Source organism: Mesotoga sp. UBA5557 (assembly GCF_002425715.1).
Taxonomy (GTDB): Bacteria; Thermotogota; Thermotogae; order Petrotogales; family Kosmotogaceae; genus Mesotoga.
In genome coordinates this window covers 402-16,381 of sequence record NZ_DIMV01000020.1, presented here as the reverse complement: position 1 = coordinate 16,381, position 15,980 = coordinate 402, and the positions used below count along the sequence as shown (strand labels likewise).

Sequence of the window (15,980 nt, the reverse complement as noted above, 5' to 3'; positions counted from 1 at the left end):
TGGTTTTGTTCAAGGTCATCCCGTGATGCACCTGCATGGGATCTCGCCCTGAAGATCCGCTGCACGCTTAAAAACGGTGAACCCGCTGATCGCTGGAAGAGCGGTCCTCCGTCAGCCGTCCAAGCACAAGTACCCGTTCACCGCTAAGACCATCCGATCGAGAAAGAGCAATGTCGAAGCGTTTGCTTCGCTCACGAGAAGACGAGAACTCAGCCTTCTGTCTCTTTCTCTCTCTTCCTCTCTCCTCTTCCCGCTCTTCCTAGGACGGGTCCACGCTCCTGGACGAAGGTCGAAGGACGGCTCTCAATGCTCTTACGAGACCCTAGACCCCATACCCTAGACCCGGTTCTAGGAGAGAGAACCTGGACGCTAAGCGTCGGAACGAGGAACTGTTCTTGTTCCCAAAAATGGAGTCCCTATTTTGCTATTTTGTTGCTATTTTGTCGAGCCGCCCTGAAAAGTTCCTGTTCAGGGCTCCTCTTTGGGGTCATCCCGTGATGCAATTGCACGGGATCTGGTTTCCTTGTTCTTCGTAGTCTCGAATATGGTCTTTCTCGAAGCGAAGCTTCACAAAGCGTCTTCTCGCTTTCTAGGTTCGCTTTCGCTCCGTCGGAGAATGGTTAAGCGATTACGGATAACCGTTCATTCTTTTCAGTTACATCTTGTAGTACTTGCAGCTGCTAGAAAATCGACGAGCCCTTCGGCTCGACTTCTACAAGTTCGATGATTAGTCCTTCTTCTACAACTATTCTTCTGTATGCCAGTGTGCCGTCAGTTTCCACTGCCCTCTTCGTGGTAAGTGAAAGAGTGTTAAGTGAATAATCGATCGCATCGCTATGTCTATGACCAAAAAGAGCCAATGCTACGTTGCTCCTAGTGAAGAGATCAAGCAGCTCTCGTCTCTGTTCAGTCTCCTCAAAAAAGATCCATCTGTCATCGTAGAAGTTGTGATGGCCGAAGAGTATGATTTTCTCGCTTCCTATTCTCTTCAATTCTTCTGTTATCCATTCCATTTGTTCTTCAGACACTACTCCGCTCACAAATCCATACTCTGAATCGGCCGTATTTAGGCCCAAGAAGTGCCATGAACCCCACTCGAAGCTGTAGTAACAAGGCCCAAATACCTCTTCCCACAATTCCATCCCATTTGTCCTGCCTGATCTTTGTGTATCGTGATTACCCGGAACAATAAACACGGGAAAATCACAATATTCAATAGTCTTCTTCTTTATGAATTCCCAGTCAGTTGTGTAAGCAAGGGCGGAACTGGAAAGATCGCCTGTTATCAGCATGAGATCGGGGCTCTCTGCCCTGATCTCGTTCAGCAGTCTCTCGAACAGGAGCATATTCTCCGGCTTGCTTAGCAGGTCGAGATGTGGATCGGTAAGATGGACGATGGTAAAGGATTCATCAAGAGACCCTACTCTGACAGCATTTTCTTCCAGCTGCCTGTAAACTACCCCGGAACTCGCTGCAAGAACCTCGAGGGAATAAAGACCTTCAGGAATTCGATCTGGAATTACGTACGTGTGTTCAGCGATCTGCGATAATTCATATGCGTTTCCCGTTCTGCCCATTAGTCTTGCTCTTTGCTGTGAATAACCTTCCTTTGTTATTACCTCAAGAATGCGATTATCACTGAGATATGGGAAAGCGAATCGCGGAGATACGATGAATTTCTCTTCAGCAGAAATGCTCTCAGATGAAGGCTTTTCCTTCAGCGAGGTGCTTGTCTTAACGATATTCCATCCGAGATTTGTCTTCATTGTGAAACCCAGTGTGCTTTCATCGAGCCAGAATGGATTCGTGGTCAAGAAAATATCCTTCGTTGCAGCAGTAATCGTATAGTCGAAGAGATCCATGATGAAGACTTCGACTTCTCCTCTGTAATCGGCAACAAATAAAAGCTTTGTACCATGGGGCGACCATACTGGAGAGAATTCGTTGAATGAACTGCTGAGAATTCCAGTTGTCTTACCGGTTCTCATATTGAAAGTAACTATGTCCCAGTCTTTTCCGTTCCAGTGCTGGAAGGCAAGATCGTTACCTGTAGGGGATAATGTAGGTGACCTCGCATCCTCAGCGACAGTCGTCTTCTCACCGGACGACAAATCCTGTTTCACAACAAACCATTTGCCATCTCTTCTTTCCGAGTAAAGCAAGAAGTCCTTCTTGGGAGAGATTACGGGTTCAATCTGGTCATATGACTCCGATGTCAGAGTCTTGATTTCTTTGGTTGCTGTGTCATATGAATATATCTTCCAGTCAGCGTTTTGATCATCAGGCAGGATTCTTCCTGCAAAGAGCAGCACATTGTCCTTGAGGTAAGGGAATTCAGCTTCCCCAGGGAAGGGTATCTTGCTTGACACGTTTCCCTGAAAGAGTTCATAGATTGCAGGCGGATAGTTTTTGGTTCTTGTTCCCTTTTCCTTGTACAGACAAGCGAAGACTTCTTTTCCGTTCGAGGCGCCCGAAATCCTCGACGAAAGGAAATCATTATCGGACGATAGCAGCCAAGTGATGGCTTCCACGTTCTCAGGAAGTACGAGATCTCTCGACTCTTCTTTCTTTGTGGTTTCAGGTTCTTCCTCTGTCGGAGTGAGTAGGTCCTTTCTTGCAATTGTAGTTAAGAACAAGATCCTGTTTTCTGTCTGTTCACGAATATCTTCGTTAATGGTGGGTCTGACATAGAACTCCCCTTCATTATCCTGGATCAGGACTCCCTGTACTGCAACGAAGCTTCCATCGCCAAGAGCAGATATGTCTATGCCGGCATAGTCATAGAACTTCACTCTCATTCCAGAAGATACGCTGTCGAAATCACGGTCTGACGGTCCAGTCAACCAGAATCCCCTGGTGATTGTTTCATTGTCGTAGGCGCTTATCTTCCCGAAAATCATCACCAACGAACCTTCGAGATTTCTAAGCTGGCTCTTTGCAGAATCTGTAAATATGATCGCAGGATCCGGCAATGTCTCTCCTTTTCTGATTATCTCAATATCATCAGGAGAGGCCGGTCTTATGACAAGGCTGTTTACATCTGTTGTATAGCCGACCGTGGTGAGTGTTCCCTTTACTCGTACAAGATCACCTTTTTCTACGAGCAACTCCTTAAAACCTTGAGCATAGATTAGAATTCCTGCGCTCTTGTCTGTTAGGGCGAAGTAGTTCGCCGAGTCGTGCCAGAGGCCTGAACTAACCATTGCTACCCCTTCAACCTCAACGATGTTGTCTAGAAACAAGTACCTACCTTCGGATCTCTGTCGAATATCATTGATAGTAACGGTTATCGGGTCTGCGCTTTCGGCAATAGCTTCTTTTTCCACTTGCCTTTCTTGAGGAGATAATAATGTGAAGATGTCGTAGCTCCCTGCACCATCAGGTCTGTTCAATCCCGAAAAATACAGTATCTGTCCATCGGTCCACAGACTTCTTTCGTCGAGAAATGTATTCATTTGCTCTCCGGGGTGCTCGATACTCCTGGTGTAAGGGTCCCAGCGATAAACATCATATCCTCCGATTGAGTCATCTCTTGCCGAATCAAACCATATAGAACCATCAGGAGCAAGGAATACCGACCATTCATCGCCGCCGGTGTTAAGAAAGCTGAGATTCTCTGGCGATGACCATTTCCCGTCGATTGATTCAGATCTCCAAATATCTCTTCCTCCGATAGGCTCCTTTCCGTTGAAGGTGCCTCCCGACGTGAAATATGCGATAGTCTCGTCTGAGTTCACCCAGATATCCCACTCTTTTACACCCGTGCTGAGTTCAGCAATTAGAGTTCCTTCTTCCCAGCCACCCTTCTCTTCATCGAATACCGATCTGTAGAAATCATAGTCAGTATCGGCCGAGTATCTACCAAAATACATAACCAACACTCCTTCATTTTCAATAACACAGGGATTGATCTCGTACTCCGATGTATTGATATCGCCCGGAAGCCACTGTGGTTCAGCCCATTCTCCGTTTTCAAGCGTTGTGTAGTAGATATCGTAGTTTGTCCCTACGAAATATAGAATGCCGTCGTGAAGCCACGGCATCCTCTCTATTCCACTCGAGCAAAATGGCAACATCTGCACTTCTATCTGACCAAAAGTCATGATGCTCATGAGTGCGATTGCCAAAACGAGCAATGTTCGTTTACCTTTCAAAGTTTTCACCACCTTTAGTCGTCTTTCATAATGGGGAGCTGCTAATGATTAACTTGAATAGGTTCATGTGTTCTTCCACTTTCATATGCTGCTAGAGCAACTCTTAGAGCTTCAAGTCCATCTTCTCCTGAGGTCAAAGGCTCTCTTTTCTCGACTACAGAATCAACGAATTCCTTAACCAGCGCTTTGTCGAAACTGTCTCCGAAATTCTCCCAGAAGACTCCTCTATTGTTTGAGAAGACTCTCAGCTTCGCATCAAAGGCGCTTATCTTGAGCGAACCGTTTGTACCGACAAGATTGAGAGTGACATCTCCCCAGTAAGGATAGGCTTCAGGTCTTGACCAGCTGCAGTCGAGACTCATGAAGGAATCGTTAGAAAGACCTAGCAGGAGGAGGCCACAGTCTTCAACTGGGATGTCGTAAATGAGTCTGCCGTATTCGGCCGATACCTCGACGATCTCAACATCTAGTAGCCAGCGGATAATATCCACAACGTGAACGGTATGATCCATAACCGCCCCTCCGCCGGAAAGCTTCTCATCTACGAACCATCCTCCGGGCATTCTTCCATGATTTGTAGCCGAGACCGAGAGGATTCTGCCGAGTCTGCCGGTTTCGATTTCCTTCTTTGCCTGCTGAATCGATGGAGCGTATCTTACGGGAAAGGCCATCTGAAAGACAACGTTGTTTTCTCTCGCCGTCTGCAGCATCGATCGTGCATCTTCTTCAGTTGTAGCAATTGGTTTTTCACACAGAACGTGTTTGCCGTTGTTCATGGCAAGCTCCGCATATTGCTTATGGAATGAGTTTTCGGAAGTAACTACGACCCCATCGGAGTTTTCAATTAGCTTCAGAGGATCGTCAAAGCGTTCTATGCCCAAGAGATTCGAGGTCTTTGCGCTTCTAGAAGAATCGTGATCAAATACACCCGTAATGCTTGTTTCTGAGAGAGACTGAATCTGCCTTATATAGCTGTATCCGTGCGTGTGGGCTATTCCAAGAACTCCAATCCTGAACACCTACACCACCTCCAGGAGCTTCACAGGTCTCCCGCTTTCTGCAGATCGGTTGGCGGCCAGCGAGATCTTCAACGCCTCAATAGCTTCAATACCATCCACGGGAACCTTTCTTTCTTCTCTGACCGCTTCTATGAACTTCTGTATGTGTAATCCATAAGGATCATTGGCTGTGGGGGTGCTCTTTGAGAAAGACGGGAGATCCTTAGACACAGTCTGCACCCTAATAGTGAAATCCTCATCGCTGTCGTAGGTTATCATTCCATCTCTACCCACGAATTCGAAAGAAGTTGTGAATTTCGAAGGAGCGTTTTCCGGCTCGGCCCAGCTGCCCTCGACATGAGCCAGCGAACCGTTTGTGAATTTGACGACAGCTATGGCATGGTCTCTGTTTCTGCCTGGATGAGAAGGAGTGTTTTTCACGCTTCTTGCTGTTATGGATTCTACTTCTCCCAGGACCGTTCTCAAGAAGTCGAAGTCGTGAATGGAAAGATCAAGAAGAACTCCGCCGCTTCTAGCGAGTTCGTCGAACCAATTGTTCCAGCCGTGCTTTGGAAAGACACCACCGCGATACATCCTTGCCATGACCACCGTGCCTATAGCTCCGTCTTCCATAAGGCTCTTTGCCCTAGAGTAAGAGTCAAAGAATCTCACTACATGATTCACACCCAGCAGAACGCCGTTTTGCTTGCAAACCTCAACCATTTCTAGAGCGTCTTTGAGAGTACGGGCTATTGGTTTTTCGCAGAGGACATGCTTCCTGTTTCTTGCCGCTTCCACCACAAGATCCCTGTGTGTATCCGTAGGTGTACAGATACTGACTACTTCTATTTCGTCATCGGTGAGTATCTCCTCTACAGTGGATGCTTTTGAAGAGGTGAGTCTTGCGCATTCCAGAGTCTGTTCCCTTGAGAGACTCGCTACTGCTTTCACATTGACGTCTTGCAAGCTGCTGTACGCAATGGAATGAACCTTTCCCATCATTCCACAACCGATAATTCCAACGTTTGTCATACAAGTTCCTCCCGAAATACTCTATATTTTCAAGTTAATCGTCTCGATATCGAGAAAATCACTTTCCTTCAGATCGAGTTCCTGGATGACTCTTTTCAGATAGCCCCTCTTGGAAACCTGCTCAGGTATGTGGGAATCTGTTCCGTAGGAGAAAGCAACTCCGGATCGTTTCATAATATCCAGAACTTCTAATCGCGGCGTTTTTGATGGCTCATGTATTTCGAGTGCAATATCGTTTGCCTCGAGATCCTTTGCCAATCGCGAGTACCAGTCAGACGTGAAGTACTTGTGAATGATCTGCCGCTCAATCTCCCTCTTCTTGTCGAATCCCGGATCGTGATCAAGAAGAGGTAGAAGCGGGAGATAGCCCTCGACGTGCCCAAGAATCTGAAAGCCTCCTCTTCGTGCATTTTCGGCAATGATACCTTTGTAAGCTTGCCAGTAATCTTCACTGTTTGTTCCCTCTAGCGGAACTCTGTGAAGACTCGCAATGATGTACTCTATTTCGCCCATCATAAAAGGGAGTAGTATGCCGCTCTTCCCGAGCCCGGTTTCCACACCGAGATGAGCGGAGATGCCGAGCCTCCTGGCGCTTTCTTTGAATGCTCCGAAGGCCTCAAGATAGTCTTTTGTGAATTCTATGCTGGATGGATGGTTTAACTCAAAGTGATCAGTCACGCCACATACACTTACATTGCCTTCCAAAGCTTCAAGAAGCCGAGAAAAAGTCATCTCTCCGTCTGAATAGCTTGTGTGCAGATGATAATCAAGTTTTGTCAGATTCAATTTTCAAACCTCATTTCTTCAGTGAAATTCCATCGAAATCGACAGATGATTTTATGTTAAGTAAATCGAGAGTTGTTGGCGTAATGTCGACTAGAGTACCTCTCTCTACGCAGTTCTTTGTCTTGTGAATATCTCTAAACATGAACACGGAGGGCTCCTCGTGGAAAGTTCCGTGATATCCGAAAAAAGACCCGGGCCTTCTCGACTTCAATGAGTTTGAATATCCTCTTTTCAAACAGAAGGCGACGTCAGCATACTCGGGGTTGTGCAACTTCTTCATTTCTTCTTTTGTATAGATTCTATCTGTTACGCTGATTTTCCTCAGAGCATCCACGAGCAGAGCTGTCCTATTCATTGCTTTTTCCGTCAGAGTGTAGATGTTTACGGTTGGGTATTTGAGCATAAGAATGTCAGTCTCTTTAGAAACCCTCTTTCCTTCCTTACCAAGTTCGGCTTCGAGACCGATCCTGGCAATAACTTCACCTAGATCAAGATCCGTAGGATTTTCGGCCAATGACATGGAGTGATCGGAACTAATGACTATAACGAATTCTCCAAATGTCTCTTCAAGAAAGTCGGCTAAAAGCTTCAACTCGCCATCTATCTCTTCCAATTCTCTTATCGTCTTGTGGTGAAGAGGTCCGTATCTATGCCCCGCACTATCCAGAGACTGATAGAGGCAGAAGATAGCGTCATACTTCTTTTCTTTACTCTCCTTTGTTAGCGCCTTCCGTATTGCATTGCTTCTGTTTCCGTCAACCTGGACATGCTTCACTCCCTTTCTTCCCTGAAGCATGAAATGCTGTATCGAGAGGATGGTGTAGTTGTTTTCGTATAAACAGTCGGTTATTGGCGCTCTTTTGAGATCTCTGAGTCTACCCTCCACTCTCATCTCTTCTCTGTTCAGGATAGTGTTGGAGTATATGCCGTGTTTTTCGGGATATACACCCGTCAATATGGTGCTCATCATGGGTGTGGTAAGTGTAGGAAAACACGATCTCATATTCCTCACCACGGAACCAGTCTTGGCAACAGTATCCAGGAAAGGAGTCCTGGCCTTCTTCAACACCTCCGGACCAAGCGAATCGATAGTAACGAAGAGGAGAGGGATATTCTTCATTTCAGGACCAGCCTCGAAACGACGGGCAGATGATCCGAAGCGTATGAAGCTACAGTGAATGCATCGACGATCTCGAAATAGTGATTCACGAAGATATAATCAATCTGCCGGCCCGGTCTATCTGCCGGTATCGTATGAAGACTCTTGTCAAGCGCATGATTCACCGAATTGAAGTGGTCGAAAAACTCGGGGACACCGTACTGCAGATCATACCACTCGGCGTTGAGATCGCCGGCAATAATCGCCGGAATCTCTTCGTGCTCAAGATACACCTCGAGAATCTTTCTGAGTTCCGTCTGGATTTCCAAGATCCCGCCGAGACCGAGATGCGTGCCCATCACCAGGACTTCCCGGCCCTCGATCTCTGTGACGATTGCGGAACAACCTCTATCCACGGCAAGCATCCATTCTGGTCTCGGGAGCACAAAACCAAATTCGGCCGTTATCGGGAATTTACTGAGAACAGCGTTGCCGTAGTTGCTCCTGCCCTCCGCCAGACTGAAGAAGTAGCTCATGTTGAGTTCCTTGGCAATAATCTCTGCCTGTCTCAGTCCTGCGCTCCTCGGATTTTCCTGATCGACTTCATTGAGAAGAAGAATATCTGGATCTACTTCCCTTATGGTCTCGACAACTCTGGAAAAATCCAGGACACCGTCTATTCCCATTCCGTGCCTTATGTTGTAGGTCATGACAGTCAGAGATGTTCCCATCAGAGTCCCTCCAAGGAATATTGAAAACAAAAAGCAAAAAACTATTCTGCGCATATAATCACATCCAATAGTCCGCAGATCTTTCGAGGAATCTCCTTCAAATGGTAAAATCCCGTGAAGACATGCGATCCTTTGCCGTAGGCAATTATAGGCACATAGGCAGCAGTGTGGTCGTTACTCGACCAGCTCAAGGAAAAGTCACCATCGGGTTTGCCATAAGGCACCGCGACTCCTCCGGTCTCGTGGTCTGAAAGCACGATCAATAGATCGCTTTCCAAAGAGAGCTGTGAAAGCAAATAAGAGAGTACGTCCCTGAAGGCAGCCAGTTCGGCCAGCACGGCCTCTGAATCGTTGACATGAGAAGCATCGTCAATTCTGCCGGCCTCAATGACGAGTAGCTTGTTTCTCTCTTCCTGCATGAATACAGCTAAAGCCCTTTCGACCATTTCCAAGAGAGTGGGCTCACCGGGAATCAATTCATTCTCAAAGCTTTTGTCTCCCATGGTTACAAGGGCAACGGTTCCCTTCAACATTTCGGAATCCGGAGATCCAATCTCCTCGAAATTCAGTCCAAGAACCCTGTAGCCGCTGTCTATGAGTTCGTGTATTCTGCTTCTTGGCGTCGGTTTCTGGGTAAAGGGATTGATTCCCAGCTCTTCAAGACCACCGGCAAAGAACAAATCGAGGGAACTTTCCATTAGAAAGTCTGTAATTACATCCGTTTCCTTCCTTTGCTCATGAGCGTAAAGGGCTGCCGGAGTGGCGTCGTAGTAACGTGTGTTTGTAACCAGGCCGAGCCACCAACCCTTGTCTTTCAGGATATCCGCCAGCGTCTTCACTTCTTCTCCTAATGCATTCATGCCAAGATACCCCGTCAGTGTCTTCACACCGGAAAAAAACGCGGTTGCGGCGGCAGCCGAGTCGGTTACAAGATTATCTAGAGCCTCATTTCTGCCGATACTGACTACGGGATTGTGGCTTCCCATGACTTCTCCAGTTACCAGTTCCGATATGTATAGATGGTTAAAACCCATCCCGTCACAAATCAGGATGACGATATTCTCAGGTCTACTGCTTTCCAGCGAGAGAAAAACAGAAGAAAAGAATACTAAAAGCATAAAGAGAGTCGAGAGCTTTTTCATATTACCACCCCTTACTAGCCCTTCAAACCAGTCATCGTAATACCCTCGATGAATTGCTTCTGCAATATGAGATACAACACCACTATCGGTATAACGGCCATTGCGGCGGCCGTGATCTGAAGGTGCATCAAATCCCCGTAACGCTGGGTGAAATACTGTACTCCGAGTTGAACAGTCCTGTGTTCATCGTTGTTAACAACCAGAAGAGGCCACAGGAAAGCGTTCCAGGTCGCCATAAAAGAGAAGATCGCCAGCGCAGACAGTGGTGCTCTTATGTTTGGAATCACGATGATTCTAAAGATCTGAAACTCGGAGCATCCGTCTATCCTGGCCGCATCTATCAAGTCGTCGGGAATAGTGACAATGAATTGCCTCATGAGAAATACGCCGAAGATGCTTACTGAACCCGTTATAATCAGAGCCAAGTAGGTGTCTACGAGCCCCAGATTGTAGATCATGATATACAGCGGGATTATGGTAACAGGAAAAGGAATCATCATCGCGCCGAGCAGAGTCTTGAAAATCGAGTTTCTTCCTCTGAACCTGTATTTTGCAAAGGCAAAGCCGGCGAGGCTGGATGTGAGCAATGTGAGAGTGACCGCCACGGTAGTTATTAGAATGCTGTTCAAGTAATACCTCAAGAAAGGAACGGAACTGAATACTTCGGCGTAATTCTTTAGGGTGAATCTGTCAGGCAGGAACTTAGGGGGGAATCTCATAAGCTCACTTTGATCTTTGAATGTAGACAAGATCATCCATACAAAGGGCATAATCATTATTATTGAAAATGCTATCAAGAGAGTATATGAAATAGAATATACAATTATGTTGCTCTTCCTCTTCGATCTCAAGGTCACTCCTCCTTGAAAATCTTTGTGACCCTCATCTGAACAAGAGTAATCACCAGTATTATTGCAAACAGAACGATTGACATTGAACTAGCATAGCCCATCTGCAGCTTATTGAATCCCGTCTGCCAAATGTAGAAGACAGCAGTTTTCGTATCTGCATTTCCTCCCGTCATCATGTATATCTCCGTGAAAACCTGAATCGCGCCGATCGTCGAAGTTATGAACACAAAAACAAGAGAGGGCTTCATGAGCGGGATTATGATGTTCTTGACCTTCTGCCAACGCGTTGCTCCGTCGATATCCGAGGCTTCCAGAATGATACTAGGTATGTTGTTCAGCCCGGCCAGGAAGATTATTATGCTGTATCCAACGGACCTCCAGACTGAAACGAGTACAACTGACCAGATGGCTATTTCGGGATTGCCCAGCCAGTTTATCGGCTCCGCCCCGAAGAGTCCTATGAGATAATTCGCTACTCCGTAATACGGATGATATATCCATGTCCAGATAACGCTTATCGCAACAACCGATGTCACGGCCGGAAGAAAGTATATCACTCTGAATACGCTCTTGAACTTCGGGATAGAGTATATGAGGAGAGCAAAGAAAAAGGAAATTACGATTTTCACGGGTATAACGCCAAGAGCATACTTAAAGCTTATCCAGAGCGATCTCAGAAAATACTCGTCTGTAAAGGCCTTCCTGAAGTTCGCAAGCCCCACGAATGGTTTGTTCGGCACGAGGATATTCCACTTGTGAAACGAGATAAAGAAAGCGAACATTGCCGGGAAGAAAGTAAGAAAGCAGACTCCAAACAGGGACGGCAGAATGAAGAGATACGGAGCCCTCTTCTTATCCGGAATCAGTCTTACGACGGCAACGAGAACCACAACGCTGCCGATCAAAGAGATCCACCATCCGTAACCGGCAATGCCCAGGAAATCGAGGAAGAACTTTGATCTTAGAACCTCCTGCCATTCAGTTCTCATGAAGATGATCGTGATGTTCAGCACCAGCAAAGAGACAGCTGTTCCAAGAAGAAATGAGATCTTCCCTATCGCAAGGAACAGTGCAAAAAGGCAGACCAGGACAATATAGACGGGCAGGAGGTTAAACGCACCCCAAAAAGAGAAGTCAGCAACCCTATACACAACTTCTCCCGATGCGTAGGGCAGGAAGAAAGAGAGAATTATTAGTAACAACCCTGCAGCTATTAAAATTCTACTCAGTGAATTATCTGATAGCTCTACCATTGAAAGACCTCCGAATCAGGCTTGCCGCTAGACCCCGGTTTAGGATCAGAATATTCCAAAGGTCTCTTCGAGATACTGGTTGATTTCGTTTATCGCCTTCTTGAGCGCTTCCTCAGGATCGGCCCCTTTGTTGATTATGCTGTTGTACGCCGTTTCCCTAAGAAGAGCCGCCGGATTTCCCCAACCGGCAGAGAACGTTGGCACAGCATAATTCAGTGAATCCAGAATCGGGCTCAACAAAGGATCATCTGCAAACTCGGGATCACTGATCACGCTATAATAAGAAGGGAGTTCTCCTGTATCTTTGAACCACAGTTTCTGGGCTTCGGGCGAGCTTATAAAAGCAAGCCACTTCGAAGCGATCTCCGGAGTTCTGCAATCGCTCATGAGAACAAGAGCCCAGCTTGTCAAAACCGAGCTTCTGCTTCCTGTCTCGGGGTGCGCCGGAGGGAGTGCGGTTCTGAATTCGAGATCGGGATGCCCGCCGACCTGGAAAGAACCGACCATTGCTCCATGTCCGAACACCATAGCTTCTTTTATCTGTCTGAATCCCGTCCACCTCGAACCAAATTCCGGTACATATACTTCATGTTTCAGCACTGCATCAGTCAAGAATTTCAGGCCTTCAAGCTGAGCATCTTCGTATGCGACTTTCTTTTCTTCATCGCTTGCCCAGAATGTTGCGCCTGCCTGCCTCATGAAACTCTCAATAACCGGTTCGTAGCCTTCAATTCCCAGCCCTGACTGAACCATCTTGTTTCCTTCCCAAATCGTCAGCTGTTTTGCGTACTCAAGGAGTTCGGTCCAGTTTTGAGGAGGGCTATACGGGTCAAGACCCGCCTGTTCGAAGAGATATGGATTGTAGAAGAGAACAATTGTCTGAACATCTGTCGGAAAGCCGTACAGCTGACCGTCGATAATCAGCTTGTCAATGGCCGCTTCTATGCACTTCTCTCTCATCTCTTCCGCCGTGGCGACACTTGCATTTATTGGTTGAATCAATCCATAACCGAAGAACTCCTCCATCGCCGTGGCGGGAATCTGTGCGACATCTGGCCCACTTCCCGCTGCCAGAGCAGCAAGTAGCTTAGTCTTATACTCTGAATATGGTATTGTCTGAACCTTGATTTCTACATCGGGGTTTTCCTTCATGAACTCTGAAGCCATTTCCATGATAATCATCGCTCTGCTCGGTGAATGGTGCATCCAGTGGACGATAGTTGTTTTTGCCATTGCAGAAGTAATCAAGAGCAACGAAGCAACAAAAAGTATCATAACTCTCTTTCTCATAAAACGCACCTCCTAAAAGACTCCCAGTATTCTCCCTACTGAAACAGCGAGGGGTGTTCTCAAAAGCTTCTGTTCTGTAACCTTAAGAATCATCATTTCGAGCTCGGTGTGGCCCAGCGACATATCGAACACTTTCTTTCTAAGATAATCAACCGCTTTGTCGGAGAAGAAAGGATTGCGGCTGTTGAGCACTATCGTTTCAAGCCCGAGCAAGTCGACAACATTTGCGATAGCTGCTGCAAGTTTGTCAAGTAGTTGTTGAAAGGCTCTCACGTATTCTTCGTTGCTGTTCTCCGAATATAGTTCATTGAGAAACCGCAAGAAGGAACGATCGTCCATTTTCAGACTTCCGTTCGGCACCAACCCGGAGAATCTGTCGTGAAGGTTTTTGGGATCGAAAAAGGCAGCAACACAGCCCTTTTTGCCGCACCAGCATTCGGGACCGGAAGGGTCTACCTGAAGATGGCCGAATTCTCCTGCTCCGCCATGCGGACCTCTGAAAATCCTTCCGTTAAGCACGAGAGAAGCTCCGAACTCCCTGTCTATATATAATGCGTCTCTTAAGGGAATAGAGCCCAGAAGCATTTCTGAAACCAGCAGGGCGTTAGCGTCATTCTCTATCTCAAGTGTTGTTTTCCACTCATCGCTTAGCCTCTTAAGATTTACCGTTTCACTCTGCGTGTAGAAGCTCTTCACGACATTGCCTGTCGATTCATCCACGATCCCCGGAGTCACGATGCTGAAAACGAGAACCGCAGAGATACTCTCATCGAAGCTGTTCCGAATAATCTTAGGTATTTCGTACAGTTTGTCCAGAACATCATATCTTGAATGATCCAGAGATCTTGCGTGCTTAACTCTGCCTGACAAATCGCCCAAGACTATGTTCATCGTTTTGGAATGTATGTGAACTCCGCCGACAAGCAACTCTCCGTTATTCACATTCAGCACCGAATACGGTCTTCCCTTGTGTGTGGACGGCACCGGAGGGCTATCCAGAACAAAGCCCTTTTCAATGAGTTGCTGAGTGAGCCGCGAAATAGTAGCTTTGCTCAAATTCGTTGCTTTGGCTATGGATTTTCTTGACAATCCGCCTTCATTCCTCCAGAGTTCATAAAAGACATCCTTTTCCGCCTTGGACAAACTATGCAAAGCCATCACCTCTCGAAATCGGAATCAAAGCCTGCTCACCATCAAAGACAATGAACAGGCTCGGCAAAAAAAGACAGGTTCTATTCTAGTTTGGCAATGAAAAGATCGTAGCTGCCCATACCATTGGGTCTGTCAACAGTCGAGAACACTATTATTGTGCCATCTGTCCACAAACTTCTTTCATCGTAGAAAGAATTGATCATCATCTCGGGATGACCAATTTCACCCGTAGAGGGATCGTAGAAATAGATGTCGTAGCCCCCTATGGAATCGTCTCTTGATGAATCAAACCAGATCTTTCCTTCAGGGTCGACGAATACAGACCATTCATTGCCACTTGAGCTGACTTCATTTACTCTTGTCGGGGTAGACCATTTGCCGTTTTCCTTCTCGGAAACCCAGATATCTCTCACGCCTGTTGGTTCTAGTCCACCAAAGGCACCCTTTGTGGTGACGTAGGCCTTTGTTTCATCGCCATTTACCCATATCTTCCAGTCTTGAGTCTCTGTGCTCAGTTCCAGGACAACCTCGGGTTCTCCCCATTCGCCCATTTCTTCATCGAAAACCGACCTGAAGAAATCGTAATCCCTGTCTGAACCAGTATATCGACCGAAGTACATTACGAGTTCGCCATCGTTGTTTCTAATTACGCATGGACTGATCTCGTTCTGAGAAGAGTTTATAGCTCCCTTCACCGGTTCAGGCTCACCGCAGTTTCCGTCATTCCAGGTTGCCTGGTAGATGTTGTAGCCCTGAGTAGCAAAATAAACCGTGTTTTCGAAGACCCACGGCATTCTGTCCACACCAGAAGTGTTCACAGATAGAGGCTCCGCTTCGATCAATGCGAAAGCCGACGAGAAGACCAATAAGACAGCCACCAAAACTAACATAGTTCTTGCCATTGGAAGCACCTCCTTGAATCGCGCACTATTCAGTCGAAAACTGTAGGCTTCATCAAATAAGCAAAGAGAAGTATTTTGTTTCATAGTGAGACTAGCACACAACTTACTTTATATGAGAAGAAGAGAAAAACCAAATCCATCGTGAGGGAATCAGCCATCTAGAATAAACTAGACGCCCAAATATCCATGAATAATCGATTATTGTGCAATCAAGTAGCGGCTATATTTTGTTGCATACTGAAACTTAATAGTCTTGATTAGTACAGAACTTTGCGTGTTTGGCTCGATAAAGGATGTGAATAGCCGCTGAACGTCTTGAAAAAACGTCCTCCGTCAGACGTCCCAGAGCATGGATCCGTTCACCGAAAAGATCAATCGAGAAAGATCGCTTTCGAGAGGATCGCTGCGCTCACGAGAAGGCGAGAATTGGTACTGGTCGACCGTTGATGGTTCTCCGTTCTCCGGAAAGCCAACATACTATCGAAGAATCACCTAATGACGTCGTCCCGTAGAGCCTGCCCTGATGTGCACCTGTTCAGGGCAACTGCACGGAATCTCGCCCTGAAGATCCGCTGTACGCTTAAGAACAA

Annotated in this window: 12 protein-coding genes; all 12 read right to left on the bottom strand. The window is 46.7% G+C overall.

Features of this window, described 5'->3' with window-relative positions; genetic code table 11:
• Window positions 1-680: 680 nt before the first annotated feature.
• The 12 genes from B3157_RS12845 to B3157_RS02245 all read right to left on the bottom strand — a co-directional run bounded on the left by B3157_RS12845 (window position 681) and on the right by B3157_RS02245 (window position 15,390).
• On the bottom strand, window positions 681-1,397 hold the full coding sequence (locus tag B3157_RS12845; protein ID WP_414674276.1) for a metallophosphoesterase family protein: 717 nt from the start codon (window positions 1,395-1,397) through the stop codon (window positions 681-683).
• 2,798 nt (window positions 1,398-4,195) lie between these two features.
• Window positions 4,196-5,173 carry a Gfo/Idh/MocA family protein gene (locus B3157_RS02295; RefSeq protein ID WP_214078272.1) on the bottom strand — a complete coding sequence of 326 codons (978 nt, stop codon included), beginning with the start codon at window positions 5,171-5,173 and terminating at the stop codon, window positions 4,196-4,198.
• Window positions 5,174-6,184, bottom strand: a complete 1,011-nt coding sequence (locus B3157_RS02290; protein ID WP_214078273.1) for a Gfo/Idh/MocA family protein — start codon at window positions 6,182-6,184, stop codon at window positions 5,174-5,176.
• Window positions 6,185-6,205: 21 nt separating this feature from the next.
• Window positions 6,206-6,970, bottom strand: a complete 765-nt coding sequence (locus tag B3157_RS02285; protein WP_214078274.1) for a PHP domain-containing protein — start codon at window positions 6,968-6,970, stop codon at window positions 6,206-6,208.
• A 10-nt stretch (window positions 6,971-6,980) separates the two neighbouring features.
• Window positions 6,981-8,090 carry an alkaline phosphatase family protein gene (locus B3157_RS02280; RefSeq protein ID WP_214078275.1) on the bottom strand — a complete coding sequence of 370 codons (1,110 nt, stop codon included), beginning with the start codon at window positions 8,088-8,090 and terminating at the stop codon, window positions 6,981-6,983.
• On the bottom strand, window positions 8,087-8,800 hold the full coding sequence (locus B3157_RS02275; protein ID WP_292588562.1) for an endonuclease/exonuclease/phosphatase family protein: 714 nt from the start codon (window positions 8,798-8,800) through the stop codon (window positions 8,087-8,089). Before B3157_RS02275 ends, B3157_RS02280 begins: the two co-directional genes overlap by 4 nt.
• Window positions 8,801-8,841: 41 nt before the next feature.
• Entirely contained in the window at window positions 8,842-9,942 is a 1,101-nt protein-coding gene (locus tag B3157_RS02270) for an alkaline phosphatase (RefSeq protein ID WP_214078277.1), read from the bottom strand.
• A 14-nt stretch (window positions 9,943-9,956) separates the two neighbouring features.
• Window positions 9,957-10,793 (bottom strand): carbohydrate ABC transporter permease, encoded by an 837-nt coding sequence (locus tag B3157_RS02265; RefSeq protein WP_214078278.1) that lies wholly within the window; start codon window positions 10,791-10,793, stop codon window positions 9,957-9,959.
• Window positions 10,794-10,795: 2 nt separating this feature from the next.
• A complete protein-coding gene (locus tag B3157_RS02260) occupies window positions 10,796-12,046 on the bottom strand; it encodes a carbohydrate ABC transporter permease (protein ID WP_292588558.1) in 1,251 nt (416 codons plus the stop codon).
• Between the two features lie 45 nt (window positions 12,047-12,091).
• Window positions 12,092-13,336 (bottom strand): ABC transporter substrate-binding protein, encoded by a 1,245-nt coding sequence (locus B3157_RS02255; RefSeq protein WP_292588556.1) that lies wholly within the window; start codon window positions 13,334-13,336, stop codon window positions 12,092-12,094.
• A 12-nt stretch (window positions 13,337-13,348) separates the two neighbouring features.
• Entirely contained in the window at window positions 13,349-14,488 is a 1,140-nt protein-coding gene (locus tag B3157_RS02250) for an ROK family transcriptional regulator (protein WP_292588554.1), read from the bottom strand.
• Between the two features lie 80 nt (window positions 14,489-14,568).
• Entirely contained in the window at window positions 14,569-15,390 is an 822-nt protein-coding gene (locus B3157_RS02245; RefSeq protein ID WP_214078282.1) for a hypothetical protein, read from the bottom strand.
• Window positions 15,391-15,980 lie beyond the last annotated feature (590 nt).